Below are 13,597 nucleotides of genomic sequence, written 5' to 3' on the forward strand. Positions count from 1 at the left end.
TTCGGCACTCTCAGAGCTGCCCGGTGCGATCGCCGCTCTCCGATGCACGCTGGCTTGGGCATGGGCGCGGCGTGGGAGCTGGCGGCAGGCCAACAGCGCATGCTCGCCAAGGGTGTGGCGCCCTGCAGCGGTCGTGCCTTGGATGGGGGCCGGAGTCCCCAGGTGCCATGCGCAGAAAGGAACTGATCCAGCGGGCCCGGGAACTGTCGAAGCCGTTCCGGGTGGAGAAGGGGGAGGCATTCCGGCTCAAGCACGTGGATCCCGGCGACACCCTGGAGTTCTCGGCGGAGGACAAGCCCCGGGCCAAGGAGGCGCTGGCCCTGGGGGTGGAGCTGCTGGCGGACTTTCAGGACCTGCTCTACGCCCAGGACCGCTGGGCCCTGCTGCTGATCTTCCAGGCCATGGATGCGGCCGGCAAGGACGGCACGATCAAGCACGTGATGAGCGGGGTGAATCCCCAGGGCTGCCAGGTGTCATCGTTCAAGGCCCCCTCCTCCGTGGATCTCGACCACGACTTTCTCTGGCGCAGCAATCAGGCGCTGCCGGAGCGGGGGCGGATCGGCATCTTCAACCGCAGCTACTACGAGGAGACGCTGGTGGTGCGGGTGCACCCGGAGCTACTGGAGCGCCAAAGCCTGCCCTCCCAGCTCAAGGGCAAAGACATCTGGCAGCACCGCTTCCAGGACATCCGCCACTACGAACGCTACCTGGCCCGCAACGGCATCGCGCCGCTGAAATTCTTCCTGCACGTCTCGAAGAAGGAGCAGAAGAAACGCTTTCTCGAACGGCTGGAGACGCCAGAGAAGAACTGGAAGTTCTCCGCCGCCGACATCCGCGAACGCGCCCACTGGGACGACTACATGGAGGCCTACGAGGACACGATTCGCCACACGGCCACCCCGGAGGCGCCCTGGTATGTGGTGCCGGCCGACAACAAGTGGTTCACCCGCATCGTGGTGGCGGCGGCGATCATTGACGCCCTGGACCAGCTTGATCTGGCCTATCCGGTGGTGAGTGAGGAGGCGCGGCAGCGGCTGCAGGACGCCCACCAGGCGCTGCTGGCGGAGAACTAGCCGCTAGCGCTGGCGATCTCGGCTGGCATGGCCGATGGCGGCGAAACCCAGGCCCGCCAGGGCACCGGCCCCGGCCCCGATCCAGGGGTAGTGGCGCCGCAGGGCGCTGTAGAAGGCGCTCTCGAAACGCGGCCGGCCCGTGGGTCCCACGGCCAACTGCCGCACGGCTACGCCGAACAGGCCCCCGAGCAGGGCACCGAGAATCGCCACCACGAGCAGCTTGCGCGGTGTCATGGAGCTCCAGGGGCGGCCGCCGCGGGCGGCCGCCCCTGCAGATAACGCCGCTCCAGGCCCTTAATCACGATGAACAGCACCGGCGCCACCCCCAGGCTGAGCACCGTGGCGATCAGGTAGCCGCCGAAGCTCACGGTGCCGATCGACCAGCGGCTGATGGCGCCCGCACCGGCCGCGGTCATCAGCGGGATGTAGCCCACCAGACCCGAGGCGGCCGTCATCACGATCGGCTGGAAGCGCGATTTGGAGGCCGCTATCGCCGCCTGCTGCAGGCCCATGCCGAGGCGGAGGAACTCATTGGCCTGCTCCACGATCAGGATCGCGTTCTTACTGGCCATGCCGATCAGCATCAGCAGGCCCACCTGGGCAAAGATGTCGTTGCTGATCACGGGCCAAAAGCTGCCCTGCTGCAACAGATTGGCCCGGAGCCAGATCGCCGCGAGGGCCCCCAGGGCCGCCAGGGGCACCGTGAGCAGAATGATCAATGGATCCACATAGCTGCCGTACTGGGCGGCCATGATCAGGAACACCAGCACGAAGGCCAGGGCGAAGATCGCCGTAGTGGCGCCGCCGGCGCTGGTCTCCTCCAGGGCCAGGCCTGTCCACTCGTAGCCGAAGCCAGGGTCGAGCACCTGGGCGGCCAACTCCTCCATCACCGCGATCGCCTGGCCGGTGCTGTAGCCGGGCGCCGGGGACCCCTGCACCTTGATCGCCTCATAGACATTGTAGCCCGTGAGGGTGGGCGGGGCCTGGAACGGCTCCAGGGTCACCACGTTGCGCAGTTGCACGAGCTTGCCGCTGCGATTGCGAACGAAGTACGACCCGATGCTCTCGGGATCGGCGCGATCGATGCCCTCGGCCTGAATGTAGACCCGGTACTGATTCGAGCCCAGCACGAAGTCGTTGACATATTTGCCGCCCATGTAGGACTGCACCGTGCCGAAGGCCTCATTGACATCCACATCGAGGCTCTTGAGCAGCTCGCGATCAATTCCCACGGAGATCTGCTCGGAGGCCGGGGTGAAAGTGGTGGTGACCCGCTGCAGCTCGGGCCGCTCCCGGGCCGCAGCGATCAGGCGATTGACGTTGCTCAGCAGGGCCTCGGTGGGCAGGCTGGCCCGGTTCTGCAGCTGAAACTCGAAGCCACCGGTGGCACCCACCCCATCGATCGGCGGCACGTTGGTGGCAAAGGCCAGCGAGCCACTCACCTCCTTCTGCAGGCGGCCGTTGAGGTCCTGGAGCAGGCTGAACACCGACTGGTCAGCGTTGGGGCGATCCCCCCAGGCCTTGAGGCGGATGAAGAACAGATACTTGTTGTAGCCGTTGCCCTCCAGGCCGAAGCCCGCGGCCCCGAGGTAGCTCTCGATGTCGGGGAAGTCGTCGAGGATCTGGCCCACCTGCTTCACCTGGCCTTCGGTGTAGGGGAGGGCGACGCTGGGCGGCGCCTCACCGATCAGGATCATCAGCCCCTGGTCTTCCTCGGGGATGAACCCCACCGGCACCAGCCTGAGCATCAGCACCGTGGCCACCAGGCCGCCCACGAACAGGGCCAGCACCGGATAGCGGAACCGCACCAGGGTTTCGATCGTGCGTCCATACCAGGCCACCACGGCGCCGAAGCCCCGATTGAACAGGCGAAACAGCCAGCCCAGGCTCCAGTCCAGGAGGCGGTCGAGACGATCAGGCTTGGAGCCCTCGGGCCGCAGGAACAGGGCACCGATCGTGGGCGAGAAGGAGAGGGCGTTGAAGGTGGAGAACACGATCGCGGCCGCCAGGGTGACGGCGAACTGGCGGTAGACGATGCCGGTGGTGCCCGGAAAGAAGCACACCGGGATGAACACCGCCAGCTGCACCAGAGCCGCCGTGATCGTGGGGGACGCCAGCTCATTCATGGCATCGAGGGCCGCCTGAACCGGACGCATCCCCTGGCCGAGCTTGGCCTTGATCGCCTCCACGATCACCACGGCATCGTCGGTGACCGTGCCAATCGCCAGAATGATGCCGAACATCGTGAGCTGGTTGATGCTGAAGCCCAGCCCCAGCAGCACCGCCATCGCCCCCACCATCGCCACGGGCATCGCCAGGGCCGGCACAATCGTGGAGCGCCAGTCCTGCAGGAAGAGCAGGATCGTGAGCACCGCCATCACGATCGCCTGGAACAGGTTCGAGGTCACATCCTGCAGGGACGTGATCACAAACAGGGTCGAGTCGTAGGGTATCTCATAGTTCAGTCCCGGCGGAAAACTGGCCGCCAGTTCCTCCACCTTCGCCTTGATCCGATTACCCGTATCGAGGGCATTGGCGCCAGGCAGGGCATAGAGCGCCAGACCAGCCGAGGGCTTGCCGGTGATGGTGGTCACCATGTCGTAGTTCTCGGCGCCGAGCTCGGCCCGCCCCACATCCCCCAGCCTGACGATCGTGCCCTCGGCATCCGACTTCAGGATCAGGTTTTCGGCATCGGCGGGCGAACGGAAGCGGCTTTCCGCCTTGAGGGGAATCGTGACCTGCTGGCCCGCCGCACTGGGCTCCTGGCCCACCTTGCCGGCGCCCACCTGCAGGTTCTGCTCCTTGAGGGCCCGCTCCACATCCATGGGCGTGAGGTCATGGAAGGCGAGCCTGGCCGGATCCAGCCACAGCCGCAGGGCATACTTGCGCTCCCCGAGAATCGTGGCGTTGCCGATTCCCGGCACCCGCGTGATCTCATCGAGCATGTATTGGTCGATGTAGTTACTGATGAACAGGGGGTCGTAGAGGGGCTGCCCCTGGGCATCGAGCTCTGAATAAAAGCCGTAGGCCAGCAAGAGGCTGGGGGAGGCCGCCTCCACCGTCACACCCGTCTGCTTCACCACATCGGGCAGTGCCGGGGTGGCCTGACTCACCCGGTTCTGCACATTCACCTGAGCGATCTTGCGGTCCACCTCCACCGGGAACGACACGGTGATGTTGCTCACCCCCGCCGAGGATGTGTTCGAGGCCATGTACTTCATGGACTCGACCCCGTTGATCTCCTTTTCGATCACCCGCGTCACCGTGTCGGTGGTGGTGCGGGCATCGGCACCGATGTTGGTGGCCGACACCTTGATCTGGGTGGGGGCCATCTGCGGCAGCTTCTCCAGCGGCAGCAGCGGAATCGCCACGGCCCCCAGGATCAGGATCACCAGCGAGCACACCGTGGTGAGCACGGGGCTGCGGATGAACCGATCGGACAGACTCATCGCCTTCTGCTCTCGGCACGGCCGCCTTGGGCGCCGGGCAATGGACGAAGGCTAGGAACGGAGGAGAGCCTTGGTCCAGGCACAACACCAAGACCCTCACGCAGGGTCATCACCTCCAGCCATCACACGGCCCCGATCACACCCAACCGCCCGTTCTGCGAACAGGGCCGTCCACCGTCACTTCACGGTGAACTTGGCAGCAGCCCGGGTTCTGCAGGTTTCGCGGGCCTGATCGAGGCTGGCATTGTTGCTCACCTGCTCCAGGAAGCACTTGCAGGTGAAGTCGCCCATGCCCGGAGGGGCCGTCTTGCGGGCCGCCGCCATGGCGGCATTGAAGCCCGCCAGGCAAAGCCCGGTCACCCGATCGCTGTCGATGGAGGCCCGGGCCGGGGCGGCACCAACCAGCAGCGATCCGGCGGCCGCCAGGGCCAGGGCCGCCACGCCGGAAAGAGAGCGAGCAGGGATCGCCATGGGGAGTGCGGAAAGATGCCGGCCAGGCTAGGAGCCACGCCAGGACATCCTCAGCCCTGCCACTGCAGCAACTGGATGGCGGCCTGGCGGCGACTGAACAGCAGCACCACCCCAGGAGCCTCCGGCACCGGTAGGCCCGTCGCGACCCGCAGCTGCTGGCGCTGCACGAGGGCGATGCCACAGGTCTCCACCAGCAGCATCGGCAGGGTGCCGTCCGTGCCGTGCATCGCCTGCAGGTCCAGGGCCTGGCGCGCCGCCCGGGCTCCCCGTTCCAGCCCCAGGCACTCGACCAGGCCGGACCAGAGGTCGTTCACCGGGCTGGCCGCCGCCAGATCGATCTCGTTGACCTGCATCGCGCCAGAAGCATGCCCCTCCACTCTGGCCGACCGCCGTTCAGCAACCGGCGACCGCCGACGCGCCCCGGCAGGGAGCCCGTCAGCCGACGGCCTGGCTGGCCCCTTCGGCCTGCTCGGTGATCTCGCGGCGCAGCAGGGCGGCCAGATAGTCGGGGGCGCGGTAGCGGTTGGGCAGGCAGCTGTGCAGGATCTCCAGCCGCTCCCAGCAGACGGTGCGCTGGATGCGGGTGAGACTGCGACCCTCGAGGAGCAGCAACTTGAGGGCCTTGCAATAGAGGGAGTAGTTGGCCTCCAGTTCACCGATGGTCAGGCCCGGATTCGCTGATGTCATCGCTGAGATCCCATCGAATGTCTGGCCCCACACGGCAGGCATCGGCCGGAGGTGACCGCATGTCCAGCGGCGCCCTTGCCGGGACGACCGCCACGGCTCGAGTCTTACAAGTGGACCATCCCGTAACAGGTGCCACCCGACACCCCTCGGGGAGTTATTCACGCAACGGGGTCGTCGGTCTCCGGAGTAGCGGAATCTGCCGAGACGGTGTCTGTCGTGGACTCCGGTGCCGCCGCCTCCAGCATCTCCAGGGACGGCAAGATGGTCTCCACTTCGTCCTCGTTGTCGAGAAAGGCCTCGAAGGAGCGGTAGCGGCGAATCGTGGGGGCGTAGCGGGGATCCGCGCACACCTGCTGCCAGCTCAGATCCTTGGGCTTGAGTTCCTGAAAAAAGGCGAGAGCTTCGGCAAGATCAGCAGCATCGCCACAGCCTTCCCCCTCCCAGAGCAGCTCGTAGAAGGTCATGGTGCCTCCGGCAGCCCCCCCAATCTATGGACCCCGGGTCGTCCTCCAGCGCCGCTGGGGCCGCCGGCCGGGCTGCGCTGCCGCCATCGCCGTGGCTGTTCTGGCACCCAGCAGCCTGACGTCCTGGGGGGTCATCGGCGCTGCCAGGGCCCAGGTGGAGCCTCCACCGCCGCCAGCGGCCACAAGCGAGCTGGCCAAGCGCACCCTGGCGGCCGGCCAGGCCATGGAGCGCAGCGGCATGGAGCTCTCCCGCCAGCAGGGTCCCCAGAACCGGCAGCGGGCCTGCAGCGTCTTCTATCTCGCCCAGGTGGCCTACGCCCGGGCCGTGGAGCTGGGCATCGACAGCGCCGAGGCCGAGATCGACCGGCTGGAGATCCTGAAGCAGAGCGTGGGTTGCGGTCCCAGCGTGGGCGGAGGCCCCTAGCCGAGCACCCCCAGCTGCTGCAGCAGGCTCGCGCCCTGGAAGAAGCCAAAGCTCACCAGCCAGGCCAGCAAGAACGACCAGACCACGCTGAACACCGTGAAGCCCAGCCGCTTCGACTCGCTGCGGATCACGGCCACCGTGGAGAGGCAGGGCGTGTAGAGCAGGGTGAACAGCATGAAGCTCACGGCCTGGGTCCAGCTCACATCGGCCGCCACAGCGCGGCCCAGGGCCGCCGGATCGGCCTGGCCGTAGATCACTGCCAGGCCACCGAGCACGATCTCCTTGGCGATGAAGCCGAACACCAGCGCCACGGTGAGCTTGGGGTTGATGCCGATCGGGCCGAGCAGGGGCTGCAGCAGCTCACCCAGCTGGCCGGAGAGTGAGGCATCCGAGGCCGGCGCCACCCCCAGCGGCAGGTTGTTGAGCAGCCACACCGCCACCACCCCGAAGACGATGAAGCGGCGCGCCCAGAACCAGAAATGGCGTACCTCCGCCCAGGCGCGGTTGAGCATCTGGCGCAGGGTGGGGAAGCGATAGGGAGGCAACTCCAGCACCAACGGCTCACTGCTGTTGAAGCGCCCCTTGAACAGCAACGCCGTGACGATGGCCGCCGCAAAGCTCATCAGATAGAGCCCGAAGATCACCAGGCCGCCCTGACGCGCCGGGAAGAAGGCCGCCGCCATGAACAGGAACACGTTCAGGCGGGCCGAGCAGAGCGAGAAGGGAATGATCAACATCGAGAGCAGCCGCAGGCCGCTGCTGCGCATCACCCGGGTGCCCAGGATCGCCGGCACGTTGCAGCCAAACCCCATCAGCGCCAGCACGAAGCTGCGGCCATCGAGCCCGAGCCGCTCCATGAAGGCATCCATCAGATAGGCGGCCCGCGAGAGATAGCCGCTGTCCTCCACCACGCCCATGGCCAGGAAGAACAGGAAGATCACCGGCAGGAACGCCGTGACCGTGCCAAGGCCCTGATAGAGGCCATCGAGCAGGAAGCCCTTCAGGAATGGCGGCAGACCGGAGAGCAGCGGCGTCAGCACGCCCTTGCCGAAGGCATCGAGCAGGGCCCCGAGGGCCTCCTGCAGCGGCACGCCGATGGCGTAGATGACCTGGAACATCAGGGCCATCGCCAGGAAGAACAGCGGCAACCCCAGCCACGGGTGCAGCAGCAGCCCATCGAGCCGGCGGGTGAGGCGATCGCGCCACTGGGGCGGCAGGCTCACCGCCGCGGCCAACAGGGCCGCCATGCGCCCGGGAAGTTCGGGCTCACCGGCCTCCAGCAACGGCTCCAGCAGCGGGATGGCCGCAGGTGGAGCCGCAACCCCAGGCGCGGCCGGACCGGATGCGCCGCCCAGCTGGCGCACCATGGCCTGGCGAGCCTGGGCCAGGCCGCGCCGGTACTTGGCGCTCACCAGCAGCACCGGCAGACCCAGTTCGGCCCCCAGGTGCTCGGCATCGATCACGACCCCGAAGCGGCGGGCCTCATCGGCCATGTTGAGCAGCAGCAGGGCCGGCAGCCCCAGCTGTCGCACCTGCAGCGCCAGGCGCAGCTGGCGATCGATCTGACTGGCATTGAGGATCACCACCACCAGGTCGATCGGGGTGGATTCCAGGAAGCGGCGCACCACGGCCTCGTCCTCGGAGTGGCCGCGCAGGTCGTAGATGCCGGGTAGATCCACCAGCTGGGCGGGGCGGCCCTCCAGGTCGAGGTCGGCCTGCAGCAGGTCCACGGTGAGGCCGGGCCAGTTGCCGATATGGGCGTGGCTGCCGGTGAGCTGGCTGAAGAAGGTGGACTTGCCGGTGTTCGGCATCCCCAGCACGGCGACGGTGGCCTGGCCGGCGGGGGCGCTCCAGATGGGGCTCTGGCAGTGGCTCACGCGGCCCCACCCAGGGCGGTGATGCCCACCCGGGCCGCGTCGCGGCGGCGCAGCATCAGTTCGGTCATGCCGACGCGCAGGTGCAGGGGCCCGCCCCAGCTGGCCCGGCGCAGCAGCTCAACGCGCTGGCCGGGGCGCAGGCCCAGGGCGGCGAGGCGCTGACCCAGGCCGGAGTCGGCCGCCAGGGAGGCGATGGTGGCGGACTGGCCGGGGACCAGGTCGGCGAGCAGGGGGACCGTTCGCATCGACTCCGCTTATTGCAAGTGAGTTGCAATATCCTATGCCTGGCCTCGCGTCCACGCCGCTACGGAGCCAGGGGTTCCAGTAGCCCACTGGCGCCGTAGCGGCGACAGATCTCGAGCACCACCCCGGGCTCCGGACTCCAGCGCAGGCAGGTGCCCACCGGATCCCCCAGGCTGCGGCCGCTCGCTGTCTCGATCTCCAGCCCCGGCTCCGGGCTCCAGCGGCCCGGGCCCAGCCGCGCAGCCGCCAAGGGCGCCGCCGGCGCTGGATCCTCCACGCCCGGCCGCGCCTCCACCACCACCACCAGGCTCTCGGGATGCTCGCTGCCATGGCGCAGCACCACGCGCCGGCGGCGATCGCCATGCACCAGGCACAGCTCCGCGAAGAACGGCCAGGGCCCGATCCGATCCGGCCCCAGGCTCCAGTGGCCCGCGGGGCTGATCTGCATCTCCGGCGGCGGCTCGGCGAAGCGCATGCTGCGCACCTGGCCGGTGTGGACATAGGTGAGGGAGGCGTCGATCTCGCCGTTCTGCTCCTGCACCGCCAGTTGGGTGGGAAACCGCTCCTGCTCCACCCCATCGGCACCACAGCGGATGAAGGAGCCATGCCAGGCGCCGGCGTTGGGCCCCAGCAGCCACTGGCGGCGCTGCTGGGGGCTGGGCTGGGACACGAGCACGGGGGATGGCGGCATGACAGGGCCGATGCTGGCAGGCTGGATCCCCCTGCTTCACCGTGGTGATCACCCGCCGCCTGCGCACCGGCTTCCAGCTGTCGCTCCTGCTGGTGGGTGTGGCCTGGGCCCAGGAGCTGGTGGACCAGTTGCTGTTCGGCGGCCGCTGGAACCTGCCGATGCTGCCCGCCGCCGCGGGCGGCAGCCTGCTGGGCGTGTTCACCGCGCCCTTCAGCCACAGCGGCTTCGGCCATCTGCTCAGCAACACGCTGCTGTTTCTGCCGCTGTCCTGGCTGGTGCTGGCCAAGGGCCGGCGCGACTACCTGGCGGTGTGGATCGGCGTCTACGCCACCGCCATCCCGGTGTGGCTGCTCTGGCCCAACGGCAGCCACGGCCTCTCGGGCGTGGTCTATGGACTGCTCGGCTATCTGATGGTGATCGGCTTTCTGGAGAAGCACCCGCTCAGCCTGCTGCTGTCGGTGTTCTGCCTGGTGACCTGGGGCGGCATCCTGCCAAGCCTGCTGCCCTTCGCCTCGCCGCCGGGGGTGAGCTGGATCGGCCACGTGGCGGGCTTCGCCGGCGGCGTGCTGGCCGCCTTCGCGATCCACCGGGAGCCGGCCGGTCGCCCTTCCCGCTGAGCCACCTACCGCCGCTGCGGTAACAAGTGATTGCACCCCCTGGCCTCAGCGGGCCGCCCCGATAGCGTCGTCCCACCGCCAGTGGAGCCATGATCGTCGGGGAGATCTACCTGGAGAGCGTCGCCACCGGCGTGATCACCGCCGAGGAGATTGCCTGGATCACCAGCCACCAGGCCAGCTTCGACCGTCAGGAAGAGGCCTTCGCCCTCAAGCTGGGCCGGCTGCTGGATGAGGGCACCATCCAGATCGGCTGCCGCCTGCTGGGCAAGGCCTGAGTTCCGGGCCGGCAGGATGGAGGCATGAGCAGCCACCCGGAAACCAAGGATCCCAGCGCCTTCGAGACGGCCTTCGTGGCGCTGTTGCGGCAGGCGCCTGGACCGATCTTTCCCCGGGCCCGCCAGCTCTATTTCCTCAAGTACGCCCTGGAGGGCCAGGGCCAGGGCCAGGACGGCCCCTTCCGCACCCATCTGCTGGCCGAACAGGTGGAGGAGGCCGATGGGCTGGAGGGGGCCGGCCATCTGGTGCGGGCCGTGAGTTTCGCGGTCGTCTACTGGGATGGCACCCCCGCCAGCAGCGAGCCCGACTTCGCCGGCTACCTGAGCGAGCGCTGGGCCCTGGAGGCCCCCGACCTCACCCCCGAGCCAGAGTTCTGGTTCCGCGGCGAAGGCCACTACGCCCGCTTCAGCGCTCCGGCGCTCTACAGGAGCGCCTCCTGAGCTGGACCCGCCGGATCAGGGGCAGGCCGCCGGCCCCTGGATCGGGACAGTCCCCCGATCCAGCCTCAGCCGGGGATGAAGGTGCGCAGCTTGCGGGCGTCCTGGCCAGCGCGGCGCTGGAGCTCCTCATCGCTGAGGCTCTCCTCCTCACGGGCCTGGGCCGCGATCACATCCGCCTCGCTCACCAGAAAGCCCTCGGCGGCCGCCAGGGCCAGCAGGGCCTCAAGCTCCAGGGGCTGCTGCAGCTGCTCACTCAGGCTGGAGCTGCTGCGGGCGTGGGCCAGGAAGGCGTCGAGTTGATCGAGGGACAAGGGACCGCAGCGCAATGGCCCTGTCCTAGCGACCGCTAGGCCCACCTGGCAGCTGAGGCGTGGGGACGCCGCCGCCCAGGCTCGCCACCGCAGCCCGAGCCGCTCGCCAGCGGCGCAACCAGCCCCCAGACTTGGCCTGCCAGCCCTCGGGCCCGCCACCAGCGCCTCTCGCATGTCCGCCAGTCCCAGTCCGCCGCCCGCCGCCGCCCGGTCCCTGGACCCCAGCCCCCTGCCCCCCTGGATGCGCTGGCTGGGCACGGGGCTCACGGCGATGGTGGCGGTGCTGTTCCTGGTGCTGCTGCAGCAGGTGCGCCAGCAGGCCGGCCGACTGGAGGCCCTGCAGGGACGGGTGCAGTCGTTGGAGAACTCCCGCGACCTGGAGCGCACCAACGCCCTGGAGGAGCAACTGCGCTCCACGGTGCAGCGGCTGCATCGCTTCGATGGACTGGAGGGCGCCGTGGAGGAGCTGCGGGCCCAACAGGAGAGCCTGCGCCAGCAGCTGCGGCAGCGACCGGCAACGGCGGCCCCGCAAGCCACACCGCTGCTGCCCCGCGAGGACCTGGGCGGCGGCCTGACGCCCCAGCCCTCCAGCCCGTCCCCGGCGCGGCCGGCGGCGCCGACCCAGCCGTGAGCGGCACCAGCGGCCGGGGTGCCTGTCCGGCCCAGCGCCTGGCCTCGGTGCAGACCCCGGTGATTCCGGTGATGGGCGCCCTGATCCGGGACAGCCCCGGCACCCTCTCCCTGGGCCAGGGCATGGTGAACTGGGGGCCGCCGCCTGCGGTGCAGATCGCCCTGCGCGAGGCGCTGCTGGTCGACACGCCAGGCAACGCCCCCGCACGGAACCATCCCGATCTCAACGCCTATGGGCCGGTGGAGGGGGAGCCCGAGCTGCGCGCCGCCATCGCCCGCCACCTGGGCCAGGAGCACAACCTCGACCTCAGCGAGAGCACCCTGCTGGTGACCGCCGGCAGCAACATGGCCTTCAACGCCGTGGTGCAGGTGCTGTGCGACCCAGGCGATGAGCTGATCCTGTCGGTGCCCTACTACTTCAACCACGCCATGGCGATCCAGCTGGCGGGCGGGGTGCCGGTGGCGGTGGAGGCGGGCGTAGTTCCGGATCCGGAGCGGCTGGCGGCGGCGATCACGCCCCGCACCCGGGCGATCGTGACCGTGTCGCCCAACAACCCCAGCGGGGCGGTGCTGCCACGGACGGTGCTGGAGGCGATCAACCGGCTCTGCGCCGAGAGGGGCCTGCTGCACCTGCACGACGAGGCCTATGCCCTGTTCGGTTACGGCGGGGCCCAACCCTGGAGCCCGGCCAGCCAGCCGGGCAGCGGCGCCCACACCGTGAGCTTCGGCTCCCTGTCCAAGAGCCACGGCATGGCGGGGTGGCGCCTGGGCTGGGCCGTGGTGCCCGAGGCCCTGATGCCGGCGCTGGCCAAGGTGCAGGACACGGTGCTGATCTGCGCGCCGCGGCTGGTGCAGCACGCGGCCGTGGCAGCCCTGGAGGCCGGTGGCGACTGGTGCCGCGACCGGATCGCGACCCTGGCAGACCGGCGCCAGCAGGTGCTGGAGGCCCTGGCCATCCCCGGCGCGCCCTGGCGCCTGATGGTGCAGCCCGAGGGCGCCTTCTACGCCCTGCTGGAGCTGGACTCACCGCTCCCCGCAGACACGGCGATGGAGCGCCTGATCCGCGAGCACGGGGTGGCACTGGTGAGCGGCAGCAGCTTCGGGCTGACGGGCTGCTGTCTGCGGCTGAGCTACGGGATGCTGGGGGAAGCTGATCTGGCGGAGGCCCTGACCCGGCTGACCCGGGGCCTGGAGCAGCTGGCCGCGGGCTGAGCAGCCACTCCGCTGGCAGAAGGCCCTGCGGTCAGGAGGCTGGGCTCCCGGCCGAGCATCCGGCCCCGCGCCGGGCTCAGAGCCCCTGCTCCCGGAAGTAGCGCTTGACAGCCTCCTCGGCAGCCAGAACCCTGGCGGCGTCACCAATAGGCCCGGCAACTGCCCTCGAATGTCACCTGGTCGTTACCGAGCGGCAGCCGGACCAATTCGGGAGGCTTGGCCGTGGATGTCCCGCAGCCTGGAACGGAGCTGCCCTTGCCGGCGTTGACACCCCGCTTGTAGGGAGCCGGATCCCAGAAGACAACGATCGACTGGGTCGCCAGCCGGTACACATGGCCGCGCTTAGCGTCCAGGATCTCGCGCCTGGCGGGTTCACCCTGGGAATCGAAGAAGGCGTTGGACGTGCTCCCGTTCGGCTTGCGCTCGATGGTTTGACCGTTCTTGAGTCGGATGGTCACATAGCCCTGCCGCTGGGAGAAGGTACACAACCCCGAGGATGGGGCCCGATCCTTTCCGGCAGGAAAGAGATCACAGCGGGCATCCACGGTATCGGCGAGCAGCGGGAAGGAAATCATCAGGGCGCCAAAACTGAGCAGGGAGACGGCAAGACCGGAGAGCAACTTAATCACCAACCTCATCACTAACTTCATCACCAACTGACATCTTCAACTGACATCGCGCACTCTGTTGCTAGGCCTGGCTGCTAGCGGAAATCAGGCTCGCCGCATGAGC

At 68.7% G+C, this 13,597-nt stretch carries 18 protein-coding genes; 7 read left to right on the top strand and 11 right to left on the bottom strand.

The features are described 5' to 3' along the window. Nucleotides 1-167: 167 nt before the first annotated feature. Nucleotides 168-1,073, top strand: coding sequence for a polyphosphate kinase 2 family protein (locus CJZ98_RS02395; protein WP_094587985.1), 906 nt, complete (start codon nucleotides 168-170; stop codon nucleotides 1,071-1,073). A gap of 3 nt (nucleotides 1,074-1,076) precedes the next feature. On the opposite strand, the gene CJZ98_RS02400 is transcribed toward CJZ98_RS02395, so the two are convergent. The 6 genes from CJZ98_RS02400 to CJZ98_RS02425 form a co-directional block, all read right to left on the bottom strand. Further along, on the bottom strand, nucleotides 1,077-1,307 hold the full coding sequence (locus CJZ98_RS02400) for a hypothetical protein (RefSeq protein WP_094587987.1): 231 nt from the start codon (nucleotides 1,305-1,307) through the stop codon (nucleotides 1,077-1,079). Then, entirely contained in the window at nucleotides 1,304-4,522 is a 3,219-nt protein-coding gene (locus CJZ98_RS02405; RefSeq protein WP_094587989.1) for an efflux RND transporter permease subunit, read from the bottom strand. The genes CJZ98_RS02400 and CJZ98_RS02405 overlap by 4 nt, the downstream gene beginning before the upstream one ends. Nucleotides 4,523-4,699: 177 nt before the next feature. Then, nucleotides 4,700-4,993, bottom strand: coding sequence for a hypothetical protein (locus CJZ98_RS02410; protein ID WP_094587991.1), 294 nt, complete (start codon nucleotides 4,991-4,993; stop codon nucleotides 4,700-4,702). A gap of 50 nt (nucleotides 4,994-5,043) precedes the next feature. Beyond that, complete coding sequence (locus CJZ98_RS02415) at nucleotides 5,044-5,346, bottom strand: hypothetical protein (RefSeq protein WP_094587993.1); 303 nt, start codon at nucleotides 5,344-5,346, stop codon at nucleotides 5,044-5,046. A gap of 82 nt (nucleotides 5,347-5,428) precedes the next feature. Continuing rightward, nucleotides 5,429-5,680: a DUF3136 domain-containing protein gene (locus CJZ98_RS02420; RefSeq protein WP_094587995.1), complete on the bottom strand. Its 252-nt coding sequence runs from the start codon at nucleotides 5,678-5,680 to the stop codon at nucleotides 5,429-5,431. Nucleotides 5,681-5,838: 158 nt separating this feature from the next. Then, nucleotides 5,839-6,144 carry a hypothetical protein gene (locus CJZ98_RS02425; RefSeq protein ID WP_094587997.1) on the bottom strand — a complete coding sequence of 102 codons (306 nt, stop codon included), beginning with the start codon at nucleotides 6,142-6,144 and terminating at the stop codon, nucleotides 5,839-5,841. 91 nt (nucleotides 6,145-6,235) lie between these two features. On the opposite strand from CJZ98_RS02425, the gene CJZ98_RS02430 reads away from it, so the two are divergent. Further along, nucleotides 6,236-6,568 (top strand): hypothetical protein, encoded by a 333-nt coding sequence (locus tag CJZ98_RS02430; RefSeq protein WP_198537439.1) that lies wholly within the window; start codon nucleotides 6,236-6,238, stop codon nucleotides 6,566-6,568. Here the strand turns inward: CJZ98_RS02430 and feoB are convergent. From feoB to CJZ98_RS02445, 3 genes are read right to left on the bottom strand one after another with little or no spacing between them, the layout of a single operon-like run. Further along, complete coding sequence (feoB, locus tag CJZ98_RS02435) at nucleotides 6,565-8,445, bottom strand: ferrous iron transport protein B (RefSeq protein WP_255082249.1); 1,881 nt, start codon at nucleotides 8,443-8,445, stop codon at nucleotides 6,565-6,567. The genes CJZ98_RS02430 and feoB overlap by 4 nt on opposite strands. Beyond that, complete coding sequence (locus CJZ98_RS02440) at nucleotides 8,442-8,690, bottom strand: FeoA family protein (RefSeq protein ID WP_094588001.1); 249 nt, start codon at nucleotides 8,688-8,690, stop codon at nucleotides 8,442-8,444. The genes feoB and CJZ98_RS02440 overlap by 4 nt, the downstream gene beginning before the upstream one ends. Before the next feature lie 59 nt (nucleotides 8,691-8,749). Further along, a complete protein-coding gene (locus CJZ98_RS02445) occupies nucleotides 8,750-9,379 on the bottom strand; it encodes a DUF3598 family protein (protein WP_094588003.1) in 630 nt (209 codons plus the stop codon). Between the two features lie 47 nt (nucleotides 9,380-9,426). Between CJZ98_RS02445 and CJZ98_RS02450 the strand changes: the two genes are divergently transcribed. The 3 genes from CJZ98_RS02450 to CJZ98_RS02460 all read left to right on the top strand — a co-directional run bounded on the left by CJZ98_RS02450 (nucleotide 9,427) and on the right by CJZ98_RS02460 (nucleotide 10,712). Then, a complete protein-coding gene (locus CJZ98_RS02450) occupies nucleotides 9,427-9,996 on the top strand; it encodes a rhomboid family intramembrane serine protease (protein ID WP_232756146.1) in 570 nt (189 codons plus the stop codon). An 89-nt stretch (nucleotides 9,997-10,085) separates the two neighbouring features. Continuing rightward, the gene (locus tag CJZ98_RS02455) at nucleotides 10,086-10,271 is read left to right on the top strand and encodes a hypothetical protein (RefSeq protein WP_094588005.1); all 186 of its coding nucleotides are present in this window, start codon (nucleotides 10,086-10,088) and stop codon (nucleotides 10,269-10,271) included. A gap of 24 nt (nucleotides 10,272-10,295) precedes the next feature. Continuing rightward, the gene (locus CJZ98_RS02460) at nucleotides 10,296-10,712 is read left to right on the top strand and encodes a hypothetical protein (RefSeq protein WP_094588007.1); all 417 of its coding nucleotides are present in this window, start codon (nucleotides 10,296-10,298) and stop codon (nucleotides 10,710-10,712) included. A 65-nt stretch (nucleotides 10,713-10,777) separates the two neighbouring features. Here CJZ98_RS02460 and CJZ98_RS18710 read toward each other — a convergent pair whose 3' ends face one another. Further along, nucleotides 10,778-11,023 carry a Nif11-like leader peptide family RiPP precursor gene (locus CJZ98_RS18710; protein WP_198537440.1) on the bottom strand — a complete coding sequence of 82 codons (246 nt, stop codon included), beginning with the start codon at nucleotides 11,021-11,023 and terminating at the stop codon, nucleotides 10,778-10,780. 172 nt (nucleotides 11,024-11,195) lie between these two features. Between CJZ98_RS18710 and CJZ98_RS02470 the strand changes: the two genes are divergently transcribed. Both CJZ98_RS02470 and CJZ98_RS02475 read left to right on the top strand, forming a co-directional pair. Further along, nucleotides 11,196-11,654, top strand: coding sequence for a hypothetical protein (locus CJZ98_RS02470; protein ID WP_094588011.1), 459 nt, complete (start codon nucleotides 11,196-11,198; stop codon nucleotides 11,652-11,654). Continuing rightward, nucleotides 11,651-12,865: an aminotransferase class I/II-fold pyridoxal phosphate-dependent enzyme gene (locus tag CJZ98_RS02475; protein WP_232756125.1), complete on the top strand. Its 1,215-nt coding sequence runs from the start codon at nucleotides 11,651-11,653 to the stop codon at nucleotides 12,863-12,865. Before CJZ98_RS02470 ends, CJZ98_RS02475 begins: the two co-directional genes overlap by 4 nt. A gap of 140 nt (nucleotides 12,866-13,005) precedes the next feature. Here the strand turns inward: CJZ98_RS02475 and CJZ98_RS02480 are convergent, their stop codons facing one another. Beyond that, the gene (locus CJZ98_RS02480; protein WP_094588013.1) at nucleotides 13,006-13,521 is read right to left on the bottom strand and encodes a hypothetical protein; all 516 of its coding nucleotides are present in this window, start codon (nucleotides 13,519-13,521) and stop codon (nucleotides 13,006-13,008) included. Nucleotides 13,522-13,597: the final 76 nt, after the last annotated feature.

This window comes from Vulcanococcus limneticus LL (assembly GCF_002252705.1).
GTDB classification, from domain to species: Bacteria; Cyanobacteriota; Cyanobacteriia; order PCC-6307; family Cyanobiaceae; genus Vulcanococcus; species Vulcanococcus limneticus.